The organism is Pseudomonas sp. NPDC088429 (assembly GCF_044753305.1).
Taxonomy (GTDB): Bacteria; Pseudomonadota; Gammaproteobacteria; order Pseudomonadales; family Pseudomonadaceae; genus Aquipseudomonas; species Aquipseudomonas rustica.
Window position 1 is genome coordinate 1 of the sequence record NZ_JBIVMX010000032.1, and the last position, 21,706, is coordinate 21,706.

Genomic DNA, 21,706 nt, shown 5'->3' on the forward strand with positions numbered 1-21,706 from the left:
CCTGGGCAAGCGTTACGCTACCCGTGAGGGTGGCTACCTGCGCATCCTCAAGTGCGGTTTCCGCACTGGCGACAACGCGCCTATGGCGTACGTCGAGTTGGTTGATCGTGCTACTGCTGGCGAAGCTGTATCCGCCGAGTAAGACGTCAGTCTGAAACAAAGAACCGGGCCTAGTGCCCGGTTTTTTGTGTCTGCATGAAAAATGCGCTGTTCGTACAAGCTTCTGACATAGGTCAGCTGTCACCATGGGGCGGGAATCATAATTAGTAATTATCTATCGATGTGCACGAGTTAATGAATTTGTGGCTCTCACGTCGATGATCAATACTTCCCACCAAGCCGATTAGCCGGCAGTTCCAAGACTGACAGAGGAAGAAGACCGTATGAGCCAGATCAAAACGCTTACGACCGCCAGTGGCGCACCTGTCGCTGATAACCAGAATTCTCGCTCCGCCGGCCCACGTGGCCCGCTGCTTCTCGACGATTTCCACCTGCTCGAGAAACTTGCTCACTTCAATCGTGAAAACATTCCTGAACGTCGTGTCCACGCTAAAGGCTCGGGCGCTTACGGCACGTTCACTGTCACTCGTGATATCACCGAGTACACCAGAGCCAAACTGTTTGAATCTGTAGGCAAACAAACCCCGACGTTCCTGCGTTTCTCTACCGTGGGTGGCGAACGTGGTTCTGCCGACACCGAGCGAGATCCACGTGGCTTCGCGCTGAAGTTCTATACCGAGGAAGGCAACTGGGACATCGTTGGCAACAACACCCCGGTGTTCTTCATCCGTGATCCTCTGAAATTCCCGGACTTCATTCACACGCAAAAGCGCCTGCCGCAAAGCAATCTGAAAAGCGCGCAGATGATGTGGGACTTCTGGTCGCATTCGCCTGAGGCGCTGCACCAGGTGACCATTCTGTTCTCCGATCGCGGCATTCCTGACGGCTACCGTCACATGCACGGCTTCGGCAGTCACACGTACAGCCTCATCAGTGCGCAAGGCGAGCGTCACTGGGTGAAGTGGCACTACAAGACAAAACAAGGCATCAAGAATCTGGCGCCTGCGGATGCTGCCCGTGTTGCCGGAACAGATCCGGATTACGCCCAGCGCGATCTGTTCGAAGCGATCGAGCGTGGTGATTTCCCGAAATGGCGCGTGTGCATTCAGATCATGACCGAGGCGCAAGCGGCGGCGCATTACGAGAACCCGTTCGACGTGACCAAAACCTGGTCGCAGAAAGAATTCCCGCTGATCGAAGTGGGCGAGCTGGAACTGAATCGCAACCCGCAGAACTACTTCGCTGAAGTTGAACAAGCCGCGTTCGGCCCAAGCAATATGGTGCCAGGTGTCGGTCTGTCGCCGGATCGCATGCTGCAAGGTCGCGTCTTCGCTTACGCCGATGCGCATCGCTACCGCGTAGGCACCAATCACCAGCAGCTGCCGGTGAACGCGCCACGTAGCCCGGTAAATACTTACCAGCGCGACGGTTCGATGGCGTTCGGCAGCAACGGTGGTGCGGCGCCTAACTACGAGCCGAACAGCTACATCGAATCGCCGAAACAAGCTCCGCATTACGCCGAGCCTGCGCTGGCCCTGAGCGGCTCGGCTGATCGTTACGATCACCGCGAAGACACCGATTACTACAGCCACGCCGGTGCGCTGTTCCGGTTGATGAGCGACGATCAAAGAGCACTGCTGGTCAGCAACATTGCCGGTGCAATGAGTGGTGTTTCGAGCGATGTCGTTGATCGCCAGTTGCAGCATTTCTACAAAGCCGATCCGGCGTATGGAGAAGCAATCGCAAAGCTGCTCAACGTACAGCTTAACGAAGTCTAAACGAGAAGCAGAACCGCCCTCATTTGGGCGGTTTTTGCGTTATTTAGGCTGCTTTTCTCAGAATATCTTCGCTTTTATTGCGCTAAACGGGTGACCTTCAGGTCAGGTTGGTTCAAACTACAGCCTTTCAAGTAGGGAGATGTAGGGCGATGCAAGGCCACCCAGACGTAATCGATTACCTCAACACGTTGCTGACCGGCGAACTGGCCGCGCGTGATCAATATTTCGTTCATTCGCGGATGTATGAGGACTGGGGGTTCACCAAGCTCTACGAGCGAATCAATCACGAGATGGAAGAAGAAGCGGGTCACGCTGATGCGTTGATGCGCCGCATTCTGATGCTCGAAGGCACACCGCGCATGCGTCCGGATGATCTGGATGTCGGCAGTACTGTGCCGGAGATGCTCGAAGCGGATCTGCGCCTTGAGTACAAAGTTCGTGCAGCGCTGTGCAAAGGCATTGAGCTGTGCGAGCAGCACAAAGATTACGTCAGCCGCGAAATCCTGCGTGTGCAGTTGAACGACACCGAAGAAGATCACACCTACTGGCTGGAAAAGCAGTTGGGCCTGATCAAACTGATCGGTCTCGAGAACTACCTGCAATCGCACACCTCCTGATCGCAGTAGGTACAAAAAAGCCCCTGTCACTGTTGAAGTGACAGGGGCTTTTTCATTCCCGGCGTTTAAGCCCGATCGCGGATCAGCAACGGCTTGAGGTAATGGCCAGTGTGAGACTGTTTCATCTCGGCCACTTGCTCCGGCGTACCCACGGCGATGATCTGCCCACCCTTGGAACCACCCTCCGGCCCGAGATCGACCAGCCAGTCGGCCGTCTTGATCACGTCGAGGTTGTGCTCGATCACCACCACGGTGTTGCCGTGATCGCGCAGGCGGTGCAGCACGTCGAGCAATTGCTGGATATCCGCGAAGTGCAGGCCTGTGGTCGGCTCGTCGAGGATGTACAGAGTTTTGCCGGTGTCGCGCTTCGACAGCTCGCGGGACAGCTTGACGCGCTGCGCTTCACCGCCGGACAACGTGGTCGCCGACTGCCCGAGCTTGATGTATGACAGGCCGACATCCATTAACGTTTGCAGCTTGCGCGCCAGCGCTGGCACCGCATCGAAGAACACCCGCGCTTCCTCGATGGTCATTTCGAGGGTTTCGTGGATATTCTTGCCCTTGTATTTGATCTCAAGGGTTTCGCGGTTGTAGCGCTTGCTCTTGCACACGTCGCACGGCACATAGATGTCCGGCAAGAAGTGCATTTCGACCTTGATCAGACCGTCGCCCTGGCAGGCCTCGCAGCGACCGCCCTTGACGTTGAACGAGAAACGCCCCGGGCCGTAACCACGGGAACGCGACTCGGGCACGCCGGCAAACAGCTCGCGGATTGGCGTGAACAGCCCGGTGTACGTCGCCGGGTTGGAGCGCGGCGTACGACCGATCGGGCTTTGGTCGATGTCGACAACTTTATCGAGATGTTCCAGGCCCTTGATGCTGTCATGCGCGGCGGCTTCCAGCGTCGTCGCGCCGTTAAGTGCGGTGGCGCTCAGCGGAAACAGCGTGTTGTTGATCAGCGTCGATTTGCCCGAGCCGGACACGCCAGTCACGCAGGTCAGCAGGCCGATCGGAATTTCCAGGTCGACATTGCGCAGGTTGTTACCGCGCGCGCCCTTGAGCGACAGAGTCAGCTTCTTGTTGCGTGGCGTACGTTTGGCCGGCACTTCAATCTTCACCCGGCCCGACAGGTATTTACCGGTCAGGGAATCCGGGTGCGCCATGACTTCGGCCGGCGTACCTTCGGCAACAATCTGCCCGCCGTGCACACCGGCGCCCGGGCCAATATCCACGACATAGTCGGCCAGACGAATCGCATCTTCGTCGTGCTCAACCACGATCACCGTGTTGCCGATGTCACGCAGATGTTTGAGCGTGCCGAGCAGGCGATCGTTGTCACGTTGGTGCAGACCAATCGACGGTTCATCGAGGATGTACAAAACACCGACGAGGCCGGCACCGATCTGGCTGGCCAGACGAATACGCTGTGCTTCGCCGCCGGACAGGGTGTCGGCGCTGCGATCCAGCGACAGATAGTCCAGACCGACGTTGACGAGGAATTGCAGACGCTCGCGGATTTCCTTGAGAATCTTGTCAGCGATCTCGCCGCGACGCCCGGTCATCTTCAGTTCGCCGAAGTACACGCAGGCATCGCCGATCGGCAGATTGGTCACCGCTGGCAGTGTCTTCTCGCCGACCCACACATGGCGTGCTTCACGCCGTAGACGCGTGCCACGGCAATCCGGGCAGGACTGGGTGCTGAGGAACTTGGCCAACTCTTCGCGCACGCTCGCCGATTCGGTCTCACGGTAGCGACGTTCCAGATTCGGCACGATGCCTTCGAACGGGTGCGAACGTTTGACGATATCGCCACGGTCGTTCAAATATTTGAAGTCGACGTTCTGCGAGCCGCTGCCATGCAGGATTTGTTTTTGCTGCTCGGCGGTCAGTTCGTTGAACGGTTTTTCCAGGCTGAACTTGTAGTGCGACGCCAGCGAGCCCAGCATCTGGAAGTAATAGACGTTGCGCCGATCCCAGCCGCGTATCGCGCCCTCGGCCAGGGTCAGCTCGCCGTTGACCAGTCGCTTGATGTCGAAGAACTGCTTCACCCCCAGACCATCGCACGTCGGGCAGGCGCCGGCCGGGTTGTTGAAGGAGAACAGCTTCGGTTCCAGCTCGCTGATCGCGTGGCCGCAGATCGGGCAGGCGAAGCGTGCGGAGAAGATCATCTCTTCGCCCGGCTCGTCGTCCATCGGCGCAACCAGTGCGATGCCGTCTGCCAGTTTCAGCGCGGTTTCGAACGATTCGGCCAGACGCTGTTGCAGATCGGCGCGCACCTTGAAGCGGTCGACGATCACGTCAATCGAGTGCTTCTTCTGTTTATCCAGTTTCGGCAGCTCGTCGAGCTCGCAAATACGCCCGTTGACGCGCGCGCGGACGAAACCTTGCGCACGCAGCTCTTCGAAAACTGAAAGGTGTTCACCTTTGCGCTCGCGGATCACCGGTGCCAGCAGCATCAGTTTGCTGCCTTCGGGCTGTGCCAGCACCAGGTCGACCATCTGGCTGACGGTCTGCGCTTCCAGCGGAATATCGTGATCCGGGCAGCGCGGCGTACCCACGCGTGCATAGAGCAGACGCAGGTAGTCGTAGATTTCGGTGATGGTGCCGACCGTGGATCGCGGGTTGTGCGAGGTCGATTTCTGTTCGATGGAAATCGCCGGCGACAGGCCTTCAATGGTGTCGACGTCGGGTTTTTCCATCATCGACAGGAACTGGCGGGCATAGGCCGACAGCGATTCGACATAGCGGCGCTGACCTTCGGCGTACAGTGTGTCGAAAGCCAGGGACGACTTGCCGGATCCGGACAGGCCGGTGAAGACGATCAGTTTGTCCCGTGGCAGGGTCAGGTCGATGTTCTTCAGGTTGTGGGTACGGGCCCCACGTATCAGGATCTTGTCCAAAGTGGCCTCGCTCGGCGGGCGTCGAAAGCGTAAGAGTATACGGGCAAATACTGGATGGATGCACACTATCAAGCGTAGCGTTGTTTGCCCTGAATGAAGAGTGTTTCATCTGTACGCGTCAAAGCGTCGCGATCTACCCCGTCTTTCGATGGGACTGGTAGAATCGCCGCCGGTTCACACGAGGTTTATCCATGCACGATCCCCACAGCGAACGCATGAGTGGCAGCGAGACCCGCGCAGCGAGCGGTCTGGCCCTGGTGTTCGCCTTCCGTATGCTTGGCATGTTCATGGTGTTGCCGGTACTGGCAACCTACGGCATGGATTTGGCGGGAGCGACCCCGGCCCTGATCGGGTTGGCCATCGGCGCTTACGGCCTGACCCAGGCGATTTTTCAGATCCCGTTCGGCGTCATTTCCGACCGCATTGGCCGTCGCCCGGTTATTTACCTCGGGCTGATCGTCTTCGCCCTCGGCAGCGTGCTGGCCTCTCAGGCCGATTCGATCTGGGGCGTGATCGCCGGGCGAATCCTGCAAGGCGCCGGGGCGATTTCCGCAGCGGTCATGGCGTTGCTTTCCGACCTGACTCGCGAGCAGCACCGTACCAAAGCGATGGCCATGATCGGCATGACGATTGGTCTGTCGTTCGCCGTGGCCATGGTCGTCGGGCCATTGCTGACCCGTGCGTTTGGCTTGTCCGGACTGTTTCTCGCCACCGGTGGCATGGCGCTGGTGGGCATCGTCATCGTCATGTTCATGGTGCCGAAATCGACCGGGCCGCTGACTCACCGCGAATCCGGTGTGGCGCGTCAGGCGTTGATGCCGACGCTCAAACATCCTGATCTGCTGCGCCTCGATCTGGGCATCTTTGTGTTACATGCCATGTTGATGTCGAGCTTCGTCGCGCTGCCTCTGGCACTGGTCGAAAAAGCCGGTTTGCCCAAGGAACAGCACTGGTGGGTCTACCTCACCGCGTTGCTGGTTTCGTTCTTCGCCATGATCCCGTTCATCATCTATGGCGAGAAGAAACGCAAAATGAAACGAGTTTTGCTCGGCGCCGTGACGACGCTGATGCTGACTGAGCTATTCTTCTGGCAGTTCGGTGACAGCTTGCGGGCTCTGGTGATCGGCACGGTGGTGTTTTTCACCGCGTTCAATCTGCTGGAGGCTTCATTGCCGTCGCTGATCAGCAAGGTTTCACCGGCGGGCGGGAAGGGCACGGCCATGGGCGTGTATTCCACCAGCCAGTTCCTTGGTTCGGCACTCGGCGGGATACTCGGCGGCTGGTTGTTTCAGCATGGCGGTCTGTCGGTTGTGTTCCTTGGATGTGCCGGGCTGGCTGCACTTTGGCTGGCCTTTGCTGTTACCATGCGCGAACCTCCCTACGTGACGAGCCTGCGCTTGCCGTTGTCGCCCGAGGCGATCCGCGAAGCGGGTCTGGTCGAGCGCCTCAAGGCCCTCGTAGGGGTAACCGATGCAGTGATAGTTGCTGATGAAGCGGCTGTTTACATCAAACTGGACAAAGAATTAGTGGATCGCGACACCCTCGAACGCCTGGTGAACAACCCGGCCGGGGCTGCTTGCGACGCCTAGGAGAACGTTATGGCCCGTGGGGTTAACAAAGTCATATTGGTCGGCACTTGCGGCCAGGATCCCGAAGTTCGCTACCTGCCTAACGGTAACGCCGTGACCAACCTGAGTCTGGCAACCAGCGAACAGTGGACCGACAAGCAAACCGGTCAGAAGGTCGAAAAGACCGAGTGGCACCGTGTTTCGATGTTCGGCAAAGTCGCCGAAATCGCCGGCGAATACCTGCGCAAGGGTTCGCAGGTTTACATCGAAGGCAAGCTGCAGACCCGTGAGTGGGAAAAAGACGGTATCAAGCGTTACACCACCGAAATCGTGGTCGACATGCAAGGCACCATGCAACTGCTCGGCGGCCGTCCACAACAGGGCGACCAACAAGGCGGTGGCAACAACTATCAGCAGTCCGCTCCGGCTCCACGCCAGCAGGCGCCGCGTCCGCAGCAGTCGGCTACGCAACAGCGTTCGGCCCCGGCTCCTCAGCAGGCCGCACCGCAACCGGCTCCGGATTTCGACAGTTTTGATGACGATATCCCGTTCTGATTTGCCCGCTGAATCACCTTTGATTTAGCCTCGAAGCCCCCGCATTGCGGGGGTTTTGTCGTTCTGGACGGGCCAAAGATGTCGTCTCGTTCAACTCATGACCGATGAGTCGTTTGGTCTGGTTACGGAAAGTTTCGCACTGAGTCTTGAAGGCTGCCGCCAGTCGCACCATGATCCTTACCTGCGACTGGAGATTCAGGCGCCTTTTTGCAAAAGCAGGATCCCGGGGAGCTGGGCTGCGTCCATCACAAAAACAAGAGAAAACGATGAGCAGTAGCAAGAACAAGGAAATCGAGTATCTGCGCGGCGTGGCCATCCTGATGACGGTGTTGGCCCATAGTTCGTTGTTGTTGCCATTCCATAGCGACTTCATGCAGAAAGTGTTCAATGTGTTTTCCCCGTGGTCAGGGGTGGACCTTTTTTTCTGCATTTCCGGTTACGTGGTCAGCAAAGCGTACCTCGATTATTTTGATAAAAATCGTGAGCAGGGCCGATTCGGCCTCGCGGCCACCTCGTTCTGGATCCGGCGGGCCTACCGCCTGCTGCCCACGGCGTGGCTGTGGGTATTGATTCCGCTGGCGTTCTCGATCTTCTTCAACCAGTCGAATGCATTCCAGTCGTGGTTCGATAATTTGCGCAGCTTCACGGCCGTCGCGACCTTCACCGGCAATCTGGCGAACCAGTACGGTGTGCTGCTGGGGCCGAACTCGGTGTACTGGAGCCTGGCGCTGGAGGAGCAGTTTTACTTTATCTTCCCGCTGTTTCTGCTGCTGATCACATCCACCCGTTGGCGAGTAATCGCCCTGCTCGCACTGATTGCCGTGCAGTTCCCGTTCAATCGTTATGCCTTCGGCGGGCCAACGGCGGCCATGCTCTTCTCGTTCCGTCTGGATGCGATGATGTGGGGCATTCTTCTGTGCCTGTTCACGCGCACCTCACTGTACAAAGACATTGAGCCAGTGGCGCTGGGCGCCAGCCTGATCAAGCGGTTCGGGTTGACGCTGTTCCTGCTGTACATGCTCGGGGCCATTGCCGGGCAACTGATCGCCATGCCCATCGCGGTGGGGCTGATCGCATTGAATGCATTGGTTCTGGTCTGGCTCTCCAGTTATCAAAAAGGCTATGTCTACTGCCCGGCGTTCTTGAGTGGAATTGCCCAATGGCTAGGCTCGCGTTCTTACGCTTTGTACGTGATACACATGTTCGCCTACCACTTGAGTACCGAAATCTGGAGTCGAGTAGCCAGCGACAGAGGTGTCGAACTGGGGCCTGAGTTCACCGTGGAAATGTTGCTCACCTCGTTTGCGATCATGTTGGTCTGCAGCGAGTTGAACTACCGTTTTGTCGAAACTCCGCTGCGTCGTCGCGGCGCGGAAATCGCACGGCGCAGAATGGCTGGTGTGAGCACGTCGGAAACCGCCAGGGACAAACTCCCGGCAGATCGTCCGGTACGCTCGACAGAGCTGTCTTGACCGAGGGCGAAAAAAAACCGTAGAGCTCACGCGCTACGGTTTTTTTATGGCTGAGAAGTGGCCTATGACTCAGTCGAGGATCAGGTGCGGCAGGAAGCGGCTCGAGTCTTTGGTGATCAGGCTGTTGTCTTCGCGCACGCCAATGCCTGCGGCTTGATCGCCAATCACCCACGAACCAATCAGCGTGTAGCTGTCGCCAAACTTCGGCAGCGGCGCGAATTCCTGCAGGATAAACGGCGCATCGGTGTAGGGCCCGTCCTCTTTGACGATCAGACCTTCAGCCGTGTGCAACTCAATGTTCGCGCCTTCACGGGAAAAGTACGGCTTGCGCACCCAACCCTTGGGCACCGCACTGGCCGGGTTTGGATCAAGGTGCGCCGCGAGCAAGTTCGGATGACCCTTGTGCAGTTCCCACAATAAAGGGAGCGCACCTTTGTTCGACAGAATCGCCTTCCACGCCGGTTCAAAAAACTGCGTATCGCACTCGGCAATCGCCGCGCCGAAAGGTTCGTGGAAGATGAACTCCCAGGCGTGCAGCTTGAACAGGTGCGGGATCCAGCGATCCTGCAGATCGACAAAGCGGCCCTCAGAAGTCAGGCCAATGTCTTCAATGTCGATGTGCCGCGATTCGATGCCGACTTTTTCTGCGATCAGCCGCAGGTAATCGGTGGTGCCCTTGTCTTCGATCGAGTCTTTCATCGAAGAGAAATAGAACGGCCGCGTCAGCTTCAGTTCGGCAAAGGCCTGATGCAGTTTGGTGTCGATGCTGTTGAACTGGTCGGCATTCGCCGGCAGCGTGCCGCGCTCGATGCATTGCTCCAGCCAGCCCCACTGAAACGCCGCTGCCTCGTACAGGCTGGTCGGCGTGTCGTAGTTGAGCTCCAGCAGTTTCGCCGGGCCGTTGCCGCTGTAGGAAAAGTCCATGCGCCCGTACAGATGCGGATGACCTTCGCGCCAGGAGGTGCGGATCATGTCGTAGTACGGCGCCGGGATGCTCAGACGATCCAGCAACTCTTCGCTGTTAACCACGCGGTCGACCAGATCCATGCACATCTCGTGCAGCTCGGTGGTCGGATCCTCAAGATCGTTTTCGATCTGCGCGAGCGTGAACTGGTAGTACGCGCTTTCGTCCCAGTAGGGCTCGTCGTCGATGGTGTGAAACATAAAGCCGAGGCTTTCGGCGGTCTGTTTCCAGTCCGGGCGCTCGGCGCAGAGGGTTTTCTTCATCGTCAGCTGCTCGAACGACCGGAACTGCTGCCCCAGCCACCCCAACCGCTGCGAGCACTCGACTGGCTACCGAAGCCGCCGCGCGAGGTCGACGAGGCAACGTTGACCGGTTTGCTTTTGCTGCTTTCGTAATCCGTTTGGCTACGCGTCGTCGTTTCGGCTCTGCGGTATTGCGTCGAAGTGTTGTAGGGCTGGCGCGTGTCGCGATCGCGGTACACCGTGTGATTGACGTTGTTGCTCATCGCGTTGCCGATCAGCCAACCGGTCAGCCAGCCACTGCCGCCGCCACTGGAGGTGTGCGAAGTGTTTTGCACATTCTGCGCGGCGGCTGCGTCACCCGCCGGCATTTGCGCACCGGCGATGGCGTCGAGGTTCTGCGCCGGTTCACCGTTCTGCGGCACTTTGAAGCCGCCGAGTTTCGGCACGAAGCGGCCATCGGAATTTTTCTGACACCAATCGGCGGCGAAATCCGCGTCGCACTTGGCCTTGTCGTCGTACGCCGGGGCGATGCGCCGGTGTTCGGTCAGGGCAGCGACGTAAGCGTTGGAGCAGATATCGGCGGCCACTTCGGCATCGACGCACTGTTCCACGCTCTGGAAGTTGCGCGGCTGCTCGACCGCTGCCGCTTCACCGGAGATGGCCATGGCCACCGACGCGGCGAGGGACAACTGCACATATTTACTGCGTTTCATCGAAGGCTTCCTGCCGGTCAGTTGGACGGGGTCATGCACGCGGCGTTAAGCATGCCGACGCTGATGGCGACCGCTGCCACGTAAATGCCCGAAGCGATTTCACCGTTGGCAATGCGCTGCGAGGTGCCCTTGAGCACCAGGCCGGTGGCGAGGAATGCCAGCAGTTGCACAACCGCGGCAATCACCGCCCAAAGGACGAAGTCGAGGACATTGACCGAGAAGGCGATCACGTTGCTGGCCGGGATCGCGAAACCGATGATCGCACCGGACAGGGCGATGGCGGCGGCGACGTTGCCGGAGCGAATCAACTCGAACTCTTTGTGCGGGGTGATGCGGGTGTAGACGAATTGGAACAGCATGAACAGCAGCACGGCGCCGATCAGGTAGACGACGAAACCGACCAGCGCGGTTTTGTTCAGGGAAACGGCCAGCACTTCCAGCATGAAAAACTTCCTTTTTTAGATGGGGCTCAGATCAGTCGTGTACAGCGAGATACCCAAAGAGGTGCTCAGGCTGACGGTGCCTTCTTCGTCCTGTTCGACGGAGAACAGCAGCAATTCGCGGCGATCGGTCAGGCCGGTTTCGCGTGCGTAGAGCATCGAGTGGTGTTCGATGGTGTAGGACTCGTCCGGATTGATGACTTGTTCGGTCATCGGCACCAGTTCGGTCTGGCCCTGTTCGGTGCCCCATTCGCGGGTGTACTCGACGCCATCGTGGGTGTAGGTCGGCAGGCCGATCGCGCTACTTGGGCCGGCCAGGCGCTGCAGTTCGGCGTCACTGTTGACGGTCACGTAACTGAGGTAGTTGAACAGCGTGACCGATTCGATCTGGTCGTCGCCGGTAACGTGGATCTGCAGCCAAAAATCCTCGTCGTTCATGTAATAGCGGTGCAGTTTGTTGGACTGGCCGAGGTCGACCCAACCGGCGCTCCAGATCGCTTGATCGAAGGGCACGCGCACCGTGGTCGAACCGTCGAGCAACAGCGCCAGCGTCGTATCGAACCTGACAGCCTTGCCCTGGGCCATGCCGAGTGGGCCACTGGCAACGGTCGGTGTCGGCGCAGCGGTCTGCCAGTTGCTGGTGCCCAGCAAATCTTTAAACCATCCCATGGGTACGTTCCTTGAGGCGGGTGGAAGTGTTCGTCGGCGGAAAAAGCGTGGCTAGTGTACCGGGCCGGGATCCCATGTAGGAGCTGCCGAAGGCTGCGATCTTTTGATTTTGTTTTTAAAGACAAGATCAAAAGATCGCAGCCTTCGGCAGCTCCTACACAGGGCAGGTTGCGATGTTACTGAGCGGATTTCTGCTTCAGGCGCTCAAGGATCGCGTTGGCGCTGCCAGCATTCGGCGTGATGCCGGCTTCTTGCAGCTTGCGATCCAGGTCATTGCCGGTCGCGGCGTCTGCCAGTTCATCGGCAGCGCTCAGTTCGGCAGCGCGTTGTTGCTGTTTGGCTTGCAGGCGGTTCAGCGTACCCACGGCGGTTTCCAGTTTGCCATTGGCGCCGCCGCTGGCGATGGATGCACTGACCTGAGCCTTTTGCACGCTGTCGCGGGCCTTGGCCATGTCGACTTGCTGGCGCAGGCTCTTGATGCGGGCTTCGGCCTTGTTGATGTCTTTGCGCATGTTTTCGGCGTAGACACCAAACTCGTCGCTCTGCTTTTTCTCGGCATCGAGGTCGTTGGTCAGGGTCGAAATCGCTTCGGCCACTTCCAGCGCCAGATCTTCACGGCCAGCGTTCAACGCCGACACAGCCTTGGCTTCGAGATCCTTGATCTTGGCGTCGTACTCGCTCACACGGTCGGCGGCCAGTTTGTGCTTGGCCATGATGGTGACCAGCTCGCGACGTGCGTTCGACAGGGCGGTGTCGGCATCGCGGATTTCCTGATCGAGGATGCGCAGGGCCTGTTGGTCGACGATCGATTCGCCGACTTCATTGGCGCCGCCGCGCAGTGCGGTGAACAACTTGCTCCAGATGGACTGAGTCATTGGATTTTCCCTGTTGATTACTTGAAGAAGTGTTCGAAGGCTTCGCTCGCGCGCTGCACGTTGTCGACGAGGGTTTTCACCTCGGTGACGACGTTGGTCAGGCTCGAGTCGGCGCTGAGGGCGCCAAACATGTTGTAAACGGTCTGCCCGTTGGGCATCGACTCGATACCGATCGACGACAGCGGGAACATTTCCCGGCTGCGCAACACGGCGTCATTGAAGGCGTGCACGTCGGTGATCGAATCAATATCGACCAGCACGGTGTCAACGATGATCTGCTGACCGGCGACGGCGATGTGAATCGGCAGACCGCCGAATTCGTTCATTTCCAGCTTGATGCTGGGTTCAGAGCTCTGGATCAGCGACAGCGTGATCTCGTGCGAAGCCACCTCGTCCAGGGCCTTGAGGGCGTTGAAGAGGCTATCGATGTTCCAGTTGTTGCCTGCGCTCATGTAATTCTCCGACATGAAAGAGCCAGCCAGAATCGGTTGGCGTAGCTGTTGCTCCATTTGCTTGAGCAAGCTTCGGTTTTCGGGAAGCACCCAAGTTTCGTGTTTCACATAACCGGCAGCGGCCAGGCCCGCACGCATCTGCTTCATATAAAAGCTCGACGGTTTTTTTGCGGACGCCTTCGCGCGCTCTCCCTTGGGACTTTCGGATTTCGCGGTGGGGGAACGGCTTTTCATGGCTATGACTCGGTTATGAACATCTCACGCGTGAGCCACACTACAACCAATCCAAAATGCCATCAATGGCTCACGCGTGAGTTTTTTATGACAGACGAAAAAAGGCCCGCAACGTGGCGGGCCCTCTGTTTATAGACTGTTTGCAAAGTGTTGCTTAGCGATCAGCCGACAGAAATTCGTCCGTCGAGATCACATTGGCGTAGGCAAAGCCCAGTGCTGACATGAACGCGGCGTGTACATGGGCGGCAGGCACGGTCAGGCCATTGAATTCCAGATCGCGGCTGGCGCAGGCGTCGTGAATCACCGTCACGGTGTAGCCCAAATCCGCTGCCGCGCGAGTGATGCCATCGACGCACATGTGGCTCATGCTGCCGACCACCACCAGCTCCTTGATGCCTTGTTCATCGAGGATCGATTGCAGTTCAGTCTCGCGAAACGAATTGACGAAGTGTTTGAGCACGACCGGCTCGTCGGCGCGGTTGAGCACTTTCGGGTGCAGCTTGGCGCCGTCTGAGCCCGGGGTGAAAAACGGCGCATCCGGCGAAGTGAATTCGTGGCGGATGTGCACCACTGAATCGCCCGCTTCGCGGAACGCTGCAATCAGTCGCACGGCGTTGTCGGCGGCGGCATCCGCGCCGACCAGCGGCCACTTGCCTTGGGGGAAGTAGTCGTTCTGGATATCGACTACGATGAGTGCTTGCTTGGCCATGGGTGTGTCCTCGAAGTGCTTGTTGGTGTGGTGCAAGTATTGGCGCTGGCCGATGATTCGAGGATTGGCCGCACCGACAATAGACAGGGGAAAACTGACAATGGGCGTTGAAAAAGCCGCCACCGCTGAACTCGGCGTGCTGATTTATCCCGGCGCGCAGATGGCGGCGGTGCATGGCTTGACCGATCTGTTCGGCGTGGCCAACCGCATTGCCGCTGAGCATCAGACCGCGCAATTGCCGGTGCTGCGGGTCAGTCATTGGCAGGTCGACGGTGATCAGCCGCCCGTGCGGGTTTACGACAGTCATCCGAGCGACGAAAGCGATTTGCTGGCGGTGCTGATTCCGCCGTCAATTGGCGGCTTCAGTTCGGCAAACATGCCAGCCAGCCTTGCGCAGTGGTTGCGCGATCAACATGCCCGTGGCGCGACGCTCGGCGGTGTCTGCGTGGGTTCGCTGATGTTGGCGGAAAGCGGTTTGCTCGATGGCCGTAGCGCCACCACCCACTGGACATCGGCCAAGGCGTTTGCCGAGCAATACCCGAAGATCAAATTGAAAGCCGATACGCCCATCGTCGATGACGGCGACCTGATTACCACCGCTGGATTGATGGCCTGGTCGGAGCTTGGCTTGCGCCTGGTCGACAGGTTGCTCGGGCCGAGCATCGCCACCGGTACCGCACGTTTTCTGGTGATCGAACACAGCGACAGTGCCAGTGAGTGCGGGAGCAATTTTGCGCCGATTCTCAGTCATGGCGATGCGGCGATTCTCAAGGTTCAGCATTGGCTGCAAAGCACCGGCGCGACGGATGTTTCGCTGACCGCGATGGCCGAGCGTGCAGGGCTGGAGGAGCGCACGTTTCTGCGGCGGTTTCGCGCGGCGAGCGGGTTGAAGCCGACCGAGTATTGTCAGCATCTGCGAGTGGGCAAGGCGCGCGAGATGCTTGAGTTCACCAATGGCACGATCGATCACATTGCGTGGACAGTGGGGTATCAGGATCCGGGAGCGTTTCGGGTGATCTTCAGGAAGATCACCGGGCTGGCGCCGAGTGATTATCGGGCGCGGTTTGGTGTGACCCCAACCCCAAAAGCAACGAATGCCTAATGTGGGAGCAAAGCTTGCTCGCGAAGGCAGTGTGTCAGTCACATATTTGCCACCTGACACAGCGTTTTCGCGAGCAAGCTTTGCTCCTACAAGGGCCACAGATCGTGCAATTTGCCGGGGTTTAGTTAGCGGTCGTGCAGATTGAAACAGGCGTGGTGCCAGCACGATTTCGGCAAGTTTTTGATTAAACGAGAGTTTCCGTAGAGCAGCCGTTGGCCTGATCTCTGCACCCTTCACCGCTACAGTCATCGAACCGAGGGAAGGGGGACGCATGACCCCGATCACCCGCAGGAAAATCGTCGTCGCCCACTCGGTGCGTGCCGGCGCGCCGCAGCATGAAGTGCAAACCAACAAAGCGCTGGCCCGCTGGCTGGCGCAAATTCTCGGGTTCAAATTCGGTGGCAGTTACGACCCGGAAAAACATCGCGGTCGTGACCTCTACTTGCTGCCGACGCAAACCATCGTCGGCGCCACCCACGCTCACGAGCTCGGCATCAAAGGCCCGGAAGATTTGTGGGGCGGATTTGTCGAGCACGACTTCATTTGCACCAAAGCCATCAGCCACGGTTTGCGCAGCCACTTGGCCCATGCGCCTGAGGGCTGGTCGCCGCTGTTTTCCGAACGGGTGCGCAACGTGGTGCTCGACGGCCTCAGCGTGTTTTCCCTGGAAGATGCGCGACCCGCCGCCGAGCATTTGCTGTACAGCGGGCCGATTCGTTTGAAGCCGGTTCATGCCTGCGCCGGTCGCGGCCAGGAAGTGATCAAGAGCCTCGACGCCTTCGATGAAATCCTCGCCCGGCCCAATATCGCAAAACAGTTCAGCGAAGGCGTGGTACTGGAACAGGACTTGAGCGACGTCGTCACCCACAGCGTCGGCCAGACGTTCATCGGCGACAAAGTGCTGAGCTACTGCGGTGATCAATACTTGACCAAAGATGCCCACGGCGAAGACGTGTATGGTGGTTCGAACCTGCTGGTGGTGCAGGGCGGCTATGCCGATCTGCTGGCGCTGGATCTGGCGGATGATGTCCGGCTGGCCATCGAACAGGCGCAGATTTTCGACAGCGCTGCCGATGAAGCTTATCCGCGCTTCTACGCCTCGCGGCGCAATTACGACATCGCCCAAGGGTTGGACAGCAACGGCAAAACCCGCAGCGGCGTGCTCGAACAATCCTGGCGCATGGGCGGTGCCAGCAGTGCTGAAGTTGCCGCGCTGCAAAGCTTCGTCAACGACCCGGGGATGCGCGCGATTCGTGTGTCGTCGGTGGAAACCTACATCGATCAGCCGCTGCCGGCGGACGCCATCGAGGTGTATCGCGGCCCGGCCGAAAACAGTGAATTTCTCCTCAAATACGTAACGGTCAAATCTTATGACGGCTAGAAGCGAAAGCATTCAAATCGACATTGATGATGAACAGATGAGCGGGACGTTTCTCAGTCCCAAATCGAAAGTCCCGGGGGTGTTGTTTGTTCACGGATGGGGCGGCAGTCAGGAGCGAGATCTTGAACGGGCCAAAGGTATTGCAGGGCTAGGGTGCGTGTGCCTGACCTTCGACTTGCGCGGGCATACCGGTGGCACCGGGATTCCGCTGACTCGCGTCACCCGTGAAGACAATCTGCGAGATCTGCTCGCGGCGTATGACCGCTTGCTCGCGCATCCTGCGCTCGATACCTCGGCGATTGCCGTGGTCGGCACCAGTTATGGCGGTTATCTGGCTGCAATCCTGACGTCGCTGCGCCCGGTGCGCTGGCTGGCGCTGCGGGTGCCGGCGTTGTATCGCGACGAGCAATGGCACACGCCGAAGCGGGAATTGGATAAAGCGGATTTGCGTGATTATCGAAGTACGCTGGTGCGCGCCGACAGCAACCGTGCGTTGCATGCGTGCTCGCAATTCACCGGGGATGTGTTGCTGGTGGAATCGGAAACCGATGACTACGTGCCGCACGCGGCGATCATGAGTTACCGCGCGGCGTGTCAGCAGACGCATTCGCTGACGCACCGGATTATCGATGGCGCCGATCACGCGCTGAGCGAGCCGGTTTCGCAGCAGGCTTACACCTCGATATTGGTGGACTGGATTACCGAGATGGTCGTCGGCGAACGGTTGAGCATTATTCAGTCTTGAAGATCAAAAGATCGCAGCCTGCGGCAGCTCCTACAGGGAGAATGCATTCCAACTGTAGGAGCTGCCGAAGGCTGCGATCTCTTGATCTTAATGCCTAGGTTTCTTCTCTATCCGCAACGCCTTGGCTTTGGCCTCTACCACCAAATACATCACCACCGTAATCAACAACGGCAACAGAAAATAAATCGCCCGATACGCCAACAACCCCGCCACCAGACTCCCTCGCGAAGCTTCATGCTGCAGCAGCGCAACAAACACCGCCTCCAGCACGCCAAGCCCCGCCGGAATATGCGTGATCACCCCGGCAATCGCGCTGATCAACAGCACACCCAGCACCAACGGATAATCCAATTTGCTCGGCAATAACGTGAAAATCACCGCCGCCATCAGCGACCAGTTCAACGCGCCCAACAGCAGTTGCAACACTGCCATGCGCAGCGATGGCAGGTTGATTTCCACGCCACGAATCGACCACTCGCGTCGCTTGGAAAACTGACACGCCGCGAGGTAACCGGCGCTGACCAGCAGCAACAAAACCCCGATGCCCTGCAACGCGTCGCTGCTGACTTTCCACCCCGGCGGCATAGTCACCAGACCACTGCTGAATACCGCACCGGCAATGGTCATATAGCCAAACCAGTTAGTCGCCAGGCTCAGCCCGAGAATCTTGGCAATGTTGCCTTTACTCACGCCCAACCGTGAATACAGCCGATAACGCATAGCGATGCCGCCGACCCACGCGCTCAGGTTCAGGTTGAACGCATAGCTGATAATCCCCACCGGCAGAATCTGTTTCCAGGTCAAATCCTGACGAATGTAGGTGCGGCCGATCAGGTCGAAACTGGCGTACACCAGAAAGCTCAGCAACGTCAGGCTGGCGGCAATGATCAAAGTGCGCACTTTGAAATCGGCGAGGGTTTCCAGTACTTCTTTCCATTCGATGCGCGTAGCGAACATCGTCAGCAACACAATCAGTGCGAGGAAAAACAGCAGCGTCAGCGGGCGTTTCCAGCGGCTCCATTTCGAGTGCGTCGCTGGCGCCGCGTGACCGCTCGGGTGCGCTTCGGAATGGCTCATGAGCGGTTACCTCGAAACGGCTTGAGCCGCGGTTTGTGCGCCGGCAACCAACCCGCCATCGCCGGGAAATGCCGCAGAAAGTGGAACACCAGAAAGCCCACGGTCATGTGCCAGATGCGCCCGCGTGGCGACTTGCTGGCGTCCATGGCTTTGCAATGGTTTTGGCTGAGGTCTTCGAGGCGCTCGAACAGATGCTGATTGAACGCGCGATCGCGGATCAGCACGTTGGCTTCCAGGTTCAGCGACAGACTCAGCGGATCGAGATTGCTCGAACCGACGGTGCTCCATTCTTCATCGACCAGCGCGACTTTGCCGTGCAGCGGACGCTGGCAATATTCGTGAATCTGCACGCCAGCCTTGAGCAAATAATCGTAGGTCATGCGCGCCGCGAGTTTCGCCACCAGCATGTCTGGCTGGCCTTGCAGGATCAGCCGCACATCGACACCGCGCCGGGCGGCATTGCGCATTTCGCGCAGCAAGCGGTAACCGGGAAAGAAGTAGGCGTTGGCGATCACCACACGGCGTTTGGCGCGGCGCAGCACTTGCAGATAAACGTCTTCGATATCAGTGCTGTGTTGGTCGTTGTCGCGGAACACCAGACGCACCTGACCGTCATGATCATCGAAGGCCATTTCCGCGCGACGCTGGCGCCGGCGTTGCCACCAGAACCGCGCGCGACCCGGCCGGCCACTTTGCAGCAGGGCGAAATGATGGATGTCGGCGACCGCCGGGCCCTGAATTTCCACCGAATAATCCTGCTTGGCTTCGGGGCCGAAATCGGCCAGATGATCGCCAGAAAAATTGATCCCGCCGATGAACGCGACCATGCCGTCGACCACGACAATTTTGCGGTGCAAGCGGCGGAACCAGTTGGTACGAATGCCGAGGCGTTTCGGCGCTGGATCGAAAATCTGCAAATGCACGCCGGCCTCGCTCAATGCGGCGAGATAACCGGTGGTCAACTCGCCACAACCGAAGCCGTCGAGGCTGACGGTGGTGCGCACGCCGCGCTTGGCCGCATCAATCAGAATCTCCTGCAGCTCGGCGCCGACCTTGTCTTCGAAAACGATGAAAGTCTCGAGGATAATTTCACTCTTCGCCGCGCGCATCGCTTCAAACACACGCGGGAAATATTCCTCGCCGTTTTCCAGCAATTGCACATGGTTGCCGCCCTGCCAGCGGTACTCGACGTCGACCTGACCGGGCTCGCGCACCGGTGGGGTAATGCTGATGGGTTCCACGGCGGATTTCTCCAGCGGCGCGCTGTTCATAGTTCGATCTCCACCGATAACGGTGCGTGGTCGGAAAGGTGAGACCAGGGCCGGTTGGCAAGGACTTTCGGCTGGCTGGCTTTAAGGTTACGGACATAAATACGGTCGAGGCGCAGGGTCGGCAGACGTGCGGGGAAACTGCGCGCCGGTTTGCCGTGGTGCTCGGCGAACACTTCACACAGGCCCGAGGGTTTGAGCAACGCATCGGCGCGCTGGCGCCAGTCATTGAAGTCACCGGCGACGATCACGGGCGCGTCGTCCGGCAGTTCGGCCAAGCGTTCGCCGAGTAGCTTCAACTGCGCGTTGCGATGACTTTCACGCAGGCCCAGATGCACGCAGATCGCGTGGATCTCGGCGCCGTCGCCGGGCAGGCGCAGCACGCAATGCAGCAGACCACGGTTCTCGTGGCCGCTGATCGACACGTCGAGATTGTCGTGGCGGATGATCTGGAATTTCGACAACAACGCATTGCCGTGATCGCCGTCCGGGTACACCGCGTTGCGCCCATAGGCGAACTGCGGCCAGAGGCTGTCGGCGAGGAATTCGTACTGCGGCATCGTCGGCCAATTGCTGTAGCGCTTGTGATGATGCTCGTGGGTGCCGTGGACTTCCTGCAGGAACACCACGTCGGCGGCGACGCTGCGCACCGCTTCGCGCAATTCCGGAAGGATGAAGCGCCGGTTGAGGGCGGTAAAACCCTTGTGGGTGTTGACCGTCAGCACGGTGAAAGTACGCACCGACGGCGCGACGACCGAGCCTTCATCGGTGAAGCCGACCGGTTCTGAAATACTCATGCCAGCACTCCTTCGCCAGCGGGTTCACCGGGGGTGGTGGCGAGGTCTTTATCCAGCTCGAAACGGTGCAGCAGATCACGGGCGTCGTAGGGCGCGCGGACTTTGATGTCGTTGTCGAAATAGCAGAACACTTCGCGGGATTTGCGTGCGCGCGGCTTCAAGCGCGGGGCGATCAGATGGGCATCTTTCGGTTGCTCGCCATGGTGCCAGGCGTCGATGCGCTCGGCCCAACGCTTGAGGGCTGGCGCGGTGTAACCGCTGGCGTAGAGTTCTTCGGCGCCGTGCAGGCGCAGATAAACGAAGTCGCTGGTCAGGTCTTCGCGGTAGGGCCATTTATCGGCGGTGTCGGCGATTACCAGCGCGGTGTTGTAACGCTTCAGTAACCGCACAAATTCGGGATCGAGGAAGCTGTCGTTGCGGATTTCCACGGCATGACGCAGCGGCTTTTTGCGCCAGGCTTTCATGCTCGCGTGGCCGTGCAGGTGGGAGTCGTGTTGATGGGCGAGGGCGGCCGCCGCTTCGGTGTCGTGCGGCAATAGCGCGAGGAAATGCTCGAAACGCTCGGGCTCGAATTTGAAGTTCGGCGGGAACTGCCAAAGGATCGGCCCGAGTTTTTCCTTGAGCTCCAGAATTCCCGAGGCGAAGAAATTCGCCAGCGGTTTTTCGATATCGCGCAAACGGCGGATATGGGTGATGAAGCGCGGGGCTTTGACGCTGAAGACGAAGTCGTCGGGTGTTTCGGCGTACCACTGCGCATAGCGTTCGGGTCGTTGCAGGGCATAGAACGATCCGTTGATTTCGATGCTGTTGACCGCCCTCGACGCGAATTGCAATTCGCGCTTTTGCGCCAGTCCCTTGGGGTAGAAGTCCCCGCGCCACGGTTCGTAGCGCCAGCCGGAAATACCGATGTGAATCGTTGCCATGCCACCCTCCCGTTGAAAGCCCTCGTGTTGCCGCTGTCTTTTGATGACTGCGGGCGGATCGGGAAAGTTTCGGCGGTATTACGGACGGTCACATCTAAGGCGAAGATCAAAAGCGCTCCCCCTCACCCCAACCCTCTCCCCCAAGGGGGCGAGGGGGAAGGGAGC

21 protein-coding genes are annotated in these 21,706 nt (G+C 58.9%); 9 read left to right on the forward strand and 12 right to left on the reverse strand.

Going from position 1 to position 21,706, the window contains the following annotated elements; all coding sequences use genetic code 11:
* From ACIP66_RS16945 to bfr, 3 genes are all read left to right on the forward strand, one after another.
* A partial coding sequence (locus tag ACIP66_RS16945) for a bL17 family ribosomal protein (RefSeq protein ID WP_400649373.1) occupies positions 1-142 on the forward strand: 142 nt, incomplete at its 5' end.
* A gap of 241 nt (positions 143-383) precedes the next feature.
* Complete coding sequence (locus ACIP66_RS16950; RefSeq protein ID WP_400649296.1) at positions 384-1,838, forward strand: catalase; 1,455 nt, start codon at positions 384-386, stop codon at positions 1,836-1,838.
* A 149-nt stretch (positions 1,839-1,987) separates the two neighbouring features.
* Positions 1,988-2,455 (forward strand): bacterioferritin, encoded by a 468-nt coding sequence (gene bfr / locus ACIP66_RS16955; RefSeq protein ID WP_053124309.1) that lies wholly within the window; start codon positions 1,988-1,990, stop codon positions 2,453-2,455.
* A gap of 65 nt (positions 2,456-2,520) precedes the next feature.
* On the opposite strand, the gene uvrA is transcribed toward bfr, so the two are convergent.
* Positions 2,521-5,355: an excinuclease ABC subunit UvrA gene (uvrA, locus tag ACIP66_RS16960; RefSeq protein WP_400649298.1), complete on the reverse strand. Its 2,835-nt coding sequence runs from the start codon at positions 5,353-5,355 to the stop codon at positions 2,521-2,523.
* Positions 5,356-5,546: 191 nt separating this feature from the next.
* Between uvrA and ACIP66_RS16965 the strand changes: the two genes are divergently transcribed.
* The 3 genes from ACIP66_RS16965 (at position 5,547) to ACIP66_RS16975 (ending at position 8,950) form a co-directional block, all read left to right on the forward strand.
* Positions 5,547-6,944, forward strand: coding sequence for an MFS transporter (locus tag ACIP66_RS16965; protein ID WP_053124304.1), 1,398 nt, complete (start codon positions 5,547-5,549; stop codon positions 6,942-6,944).
* 9 nt (positions 6,945-6,953) lie between these two features.
* The gene (locus ACIP66_RS16970) at positions 6,954-7,478 is read left to right on the forward strand and encodes a single-stranded DNA-binding protein (protein WP_400649301.1); all 525 of its coding nucleotides are present in this window, start codon (positions 6,954-6,956) and stop codon (positions 7,476-7,478) included.
* Between the two features lie 146 nt (positions 7,479-7,624).
* The gene (locus tag ACIP66_RS16975; RefSeq protein ID WP_400649304.1) at positions 7,625-8,950 is read left to right on the forward strand and encodes an acyltransferase family protein; all 1,326 of its coding nucleotides are present in this window, start codon (positions 7,625-7,627) and stop codon (positions 8,948-8,950) included.
* A gap of 69 nt (positions 8,951-9,019) precedes the next feature.
* Here ACIP66_RS16975 and ACIP66_RS16980 read toward each other — a convergent pair whose 3' ends face one another.
* The 7 genes from ACIP66_RS16980 to ACIP66_RS17010 all read right to left on the reverse strand — a co-directional run bounded on the left by ACIP66_RS16980 (position 9,020) and on the right by ACIP66_RS17010 (position 14,248).
* Complete coding sequence (locus tag ACIP66_RS16980; protein ID WP_400649306.1) at positions 9,020-10,177, reverse strand: glutathionylspermidine synthase family protein; 1,158 nt, start codon at positions 10,175-10,177, stop codon at positions 9,020-9,022.
* Positions 10,178-10,179: 2 nt separating this feature from the next.
* Positions 10,180-10,869, reverse strand: coding sequence for a DUF1190 domain-containing protein (locus tag ACIP66_RS16985; protein WP_400649307.1), 690 nt, complete (start codon positions 10,867-10,869; stop codon positions 10,180-10,182).
* Positions 10,870-10,886: 17 nt separating this feature from the next.
* Positions 10,887-11,312, reverse strand: coding sequence for a DUF350 domain-containing protein (locus ACIP66_RS16990; RefSeq protein WP_053124298.1), 426 nt, complete (start codon positions 11,310-11,312; stop codon positions 10,887-10,889).
* A 15-nt stretch (positions 11,313-11,327) separates the two neighbouring features.
* Positions 11,328-11,978: a DUF2491 family protein gene (locus tag ACIP66_RS16995; RefSeq protein ID WP_400649309.1), complete on the reverse strand. Its 651-nt coding sequence runs from the start codon at positions 11,976-11,978 to the stop codon at positions 11,328-11,330.
* Between the two features lie 176 nt (positions 11,979-12,154).
* The gene (locus ACIP66_RS17000) at positions 12,155-12,853 is read right to left on the reverse strand and encodes a PspA/IM30 family protein (protein ID WP_053124296.1); all 699 of its coding nucleotides are present in this window, start codon (positions 12,851-12,853) and stop codon (positions 12,155-12,157) included.
* A 17-nt stretch (positions 12,854-12,870) separates the two neighbouring features.
* On the reverse strand, positions 12,871-13,452 hold the full coding sequence (locus tag ACIP66_RS17005) for a YjfI family protein (protein WP_246542012.1): 582 nt from the start codon (positions 13,450-13,452) through the stop codon (positions 12,871-12,873).
* Between the two features lie 241 nt (positions 13,453-13,693).
* On the reverse strand, positions 13,694-14,248 hold the full coding sequence (locus tag ACIP66_RS17010) for a cysteine hydrolase family protein (RefSeq protein ID WP_053124293.1): 555 nt from the start codon (positions 14,246-14,248) through the stop codon (positions 13,694-13,696).
* A 100-nt stretch (positions 14,249-14,348) separates the two neighbouring features.
* Between ACIP66_RS17010 and ACIP66_RS17015 the strand changes: the two genes are divergently transcribed.
* The 3 genes from ACIP66_RS17015 to ACIP66_RS17025 all read left to right on the forward strand — a co-directional run bounded on the left by ACIP66_RS17015 (position 14,349) and on the right by ACIP66_RS17025 (position 17,476).
* Positions 14,349-15,350, forward strand: a complete 1,002-nt coding sequence (locus tag ACIP66_RS17015) for a GlxA family transcriptional regulator (RefSeq protein ID WP_400649314.1) — start codon at positions 14,349-14,351, stop codon at positions 15,348-15,350.
* Positions 15,351-15,621: 271 nt separating this feature from the next.
* A complete protein-coding gene (locus ACIP66_RS17020; RefSeq protein WP_400649316.1) occupies positions 15,622-16,731 on the forward strand; it encodes a DUF3182 family protein in 1,110 nt (369 codons plus the stop codon).
* Positions 16,721-17,476, forward strand: coding sequence for a S9 family peptidase (locus ACIP66_RS17025; RefSeq protein ID WP_008081888.1), 756 nt, complete (start codon positions 16,721-16,723; stop codon positions 17,474-17,476). The genes ACIP66_RS17020 and ACIP66_RS17025 overlap by 11 nt, the downstream gene beginning before the upstream one ends.
* An 87-nt stretch (positions 17,477-17,563) precedes the next feature.
* Here ACIP66_RS17025 and ACIP66_RS17030 read toward each other — a convergent pair whose 3' ends face one another.
* From ACIP66_RS17030 to ACIP66_RS17045, 4 genes are read right to left on the reverse strand one after another with little or no spacing between them, the layout of a single operon-like run.
* Positions 17,564-18,553, reverse strand: coding sequence for a lysylphosphatidylglycerol synthase domain-containing protein (locus tag ACIP66_RS17030; protein ID WP_400649318.1), 990 nt, complete (start codon positions 18,551-18,553; stop codon positions 17,564-17,566).
* Entirely contained in the window at positions 18,550-19,824 is a 1,275-nt protein-coding gene (clsB, locus tag ACIP66_RS17035) for a cardiolipin synthase ClsB (protein WP_212551335.1), read from the reverse strand. The genes ACIP66_RS17030 and clsB overlap by 4 nt, the downstream gene beginning before the upstream one ends.
* Entirely contained in the window at positions 19,821-20,618 is a 798-nt protein-coding gene (locus tag ACIP66_RS17040; protein ID WP_400649321.1) for an endonuclease/exonuclease/phosphatase family protein, read from the reverse strand. Before ACIP66_RS17040 ends, clsB begins: the two co-directional genes overlap by 4 nt.
* Positions 20,615-21,541, reverse strand: coding sequence for a DUF72 domain-containing protein (locus ACIP66_RS17045; protein WP_159815621.1), 927 nt, complete (start codon positions 21,539-21,541; stop codon positions 20,615-20,617). Before ACIP66_RS17045 ends, ACIP66_RS17040 begins: the two co-directional genes overlap by 4 nt.
* Between the last annotated feature and the right edge of the window lie 165 nt (positions 21,542-21,706).

What these genes read in the sequence shown, in the direction of transcription:
- ACIP66_RS16950 (WP_400649296.1), top strand. Translation starts at nt 384, where the DNA reads ATGAGCCAGATCAAAACGCTTACGACCGCCAGTGGCGCACCTGTCGCT.
- bfr (WP_053124309.1), top strand. Translation starts at nt 1,988, where the DNA reads ATGCAAGGCCACCCAGACGTAATCGATTACCTCAACACGTTGCTGACC.
- ACIP66_RS16965 (WP_053124304.1), top strand. Translation starts at nt 5,547, where the DNA reads ATGCACGATCCCCACAGCGAACGCATGAGTGGCAGCGAGACCCGCGCA.
- ACIP66_RS16970 (WP_400649301.1), top strand. Translation starts at nt 6,954, where the DNA reads ATGGCCCGTGGGGTTAACAAAGTCATATTGGTCGGCACTTGCGGCCAG.
- ACIP66_RS16980 (WP_400649306.1), bottom strand. Translation starts at nt 10,177, where the DNA reads ATGAAGAAAACCCTCTGCGCCGAGCGCCCGGACTGGAAACAGACCGCC.
- ACIP66_RS16985 (WP_400649307.1), bottom strand. Translation starts at nt 10,869, where the DNA reads ATGAAACGCAGTAAATATGTGCAGTTGTCCCTCGCCGCGTCGGTGGCC.
- ACIP66_RS16990 (WP_053124298.1), bottom strand. Translation starts at nt 11,312, where the DNA reads ATGCTGGAAGTGCTGGCCGTTTCCCTGAACAAAACCGCGCTGGTCGGT.
- ACIP66_RS16995 (WP_400649309.1), bottom strand. Translation starts at nt 11,978, where the DNA reads ATGGGATGGTTTAAAGATTTGCTGGGCACCAGCAACTGGCAGACCGCT.
- ACIP66_RS17000 (WP_053124296.1), bottom strand. Translation starts at nt 12,853, where the DNA reads ATGACTCAGTCCATCTGGAGCAAGTTGTTCACCGCACTGCGCGGCGGC.
- ACIP66_RS17005 (WP_246542012.1), bottom strand. Translation starts at nt 13,452, where the DNA reads ATGAAGCAGATGCGTGCGGGCCTGGCCGCTGCCGGTTATGTGAAACAC.
- ACIP66_RS17010 (WP_053124293.1), bottom strand. Translation starts at nt 14,248, where the DNA reads ATGGCCAAGCAAGCACTCATCGTAGTCGATATCCAGAACGACTACTTC.
- ACIP66_RS17015 (WP_400649314.1), top strand. Translation starts at nt 14,349, where the DNA reads ATGGGCGTTGAAAAAGCCGCCACCGCTGAACTCGGCGTGCTGATTTAT.
- ACIP66_RS17020 (WP_400649316.1), top strand. Translation starts at nt 15,622, where the DNA reads ATGACCCCGATCACCCGCAGGAAAATCGTCGTCGCCCACTCGGTGCGT.
- ACIP66_RS17025 (WP_008081888.1), top strand. Translation starts at nt 16,721, where the DNA reads ATGACGGCTAGAAGCGAAAGCATTCAAATCGACATTGATGATGAACAG.
- ACIP66_RS17030 (WP_400649318.1), bottom strand. Translation starts at nt 18,553, where the DNA reads ATGAGCCATTCCGAAGCGCACCCGAGCGGTCACGCGGCGCCAGCGACG.
- clsB (WP_212551335.1), bottom strand. Translation starts at nt 19,824, where the DNA reads ATGAACAGCGCGCCGCTGGAGAAATCCGCCGTGGAACCCATCAGCATT.
- ACIP66_RS17040 (WP_400649321.1), bottom strand. Translation starts at nt 20,618, where the DNA reads ATGAGTATTTCAGAACCGGTCGGCTTCACCGATGAAGGCTCGGTCGTC.
- ACIP66_RS17045 (WP_159815621.1), bottom strand. Translation starts at nt 21,541, where the DNA reads ATGGCAACGATTCACATCGGTATTTCCGGCTGGCGCTACGAACCGTGG.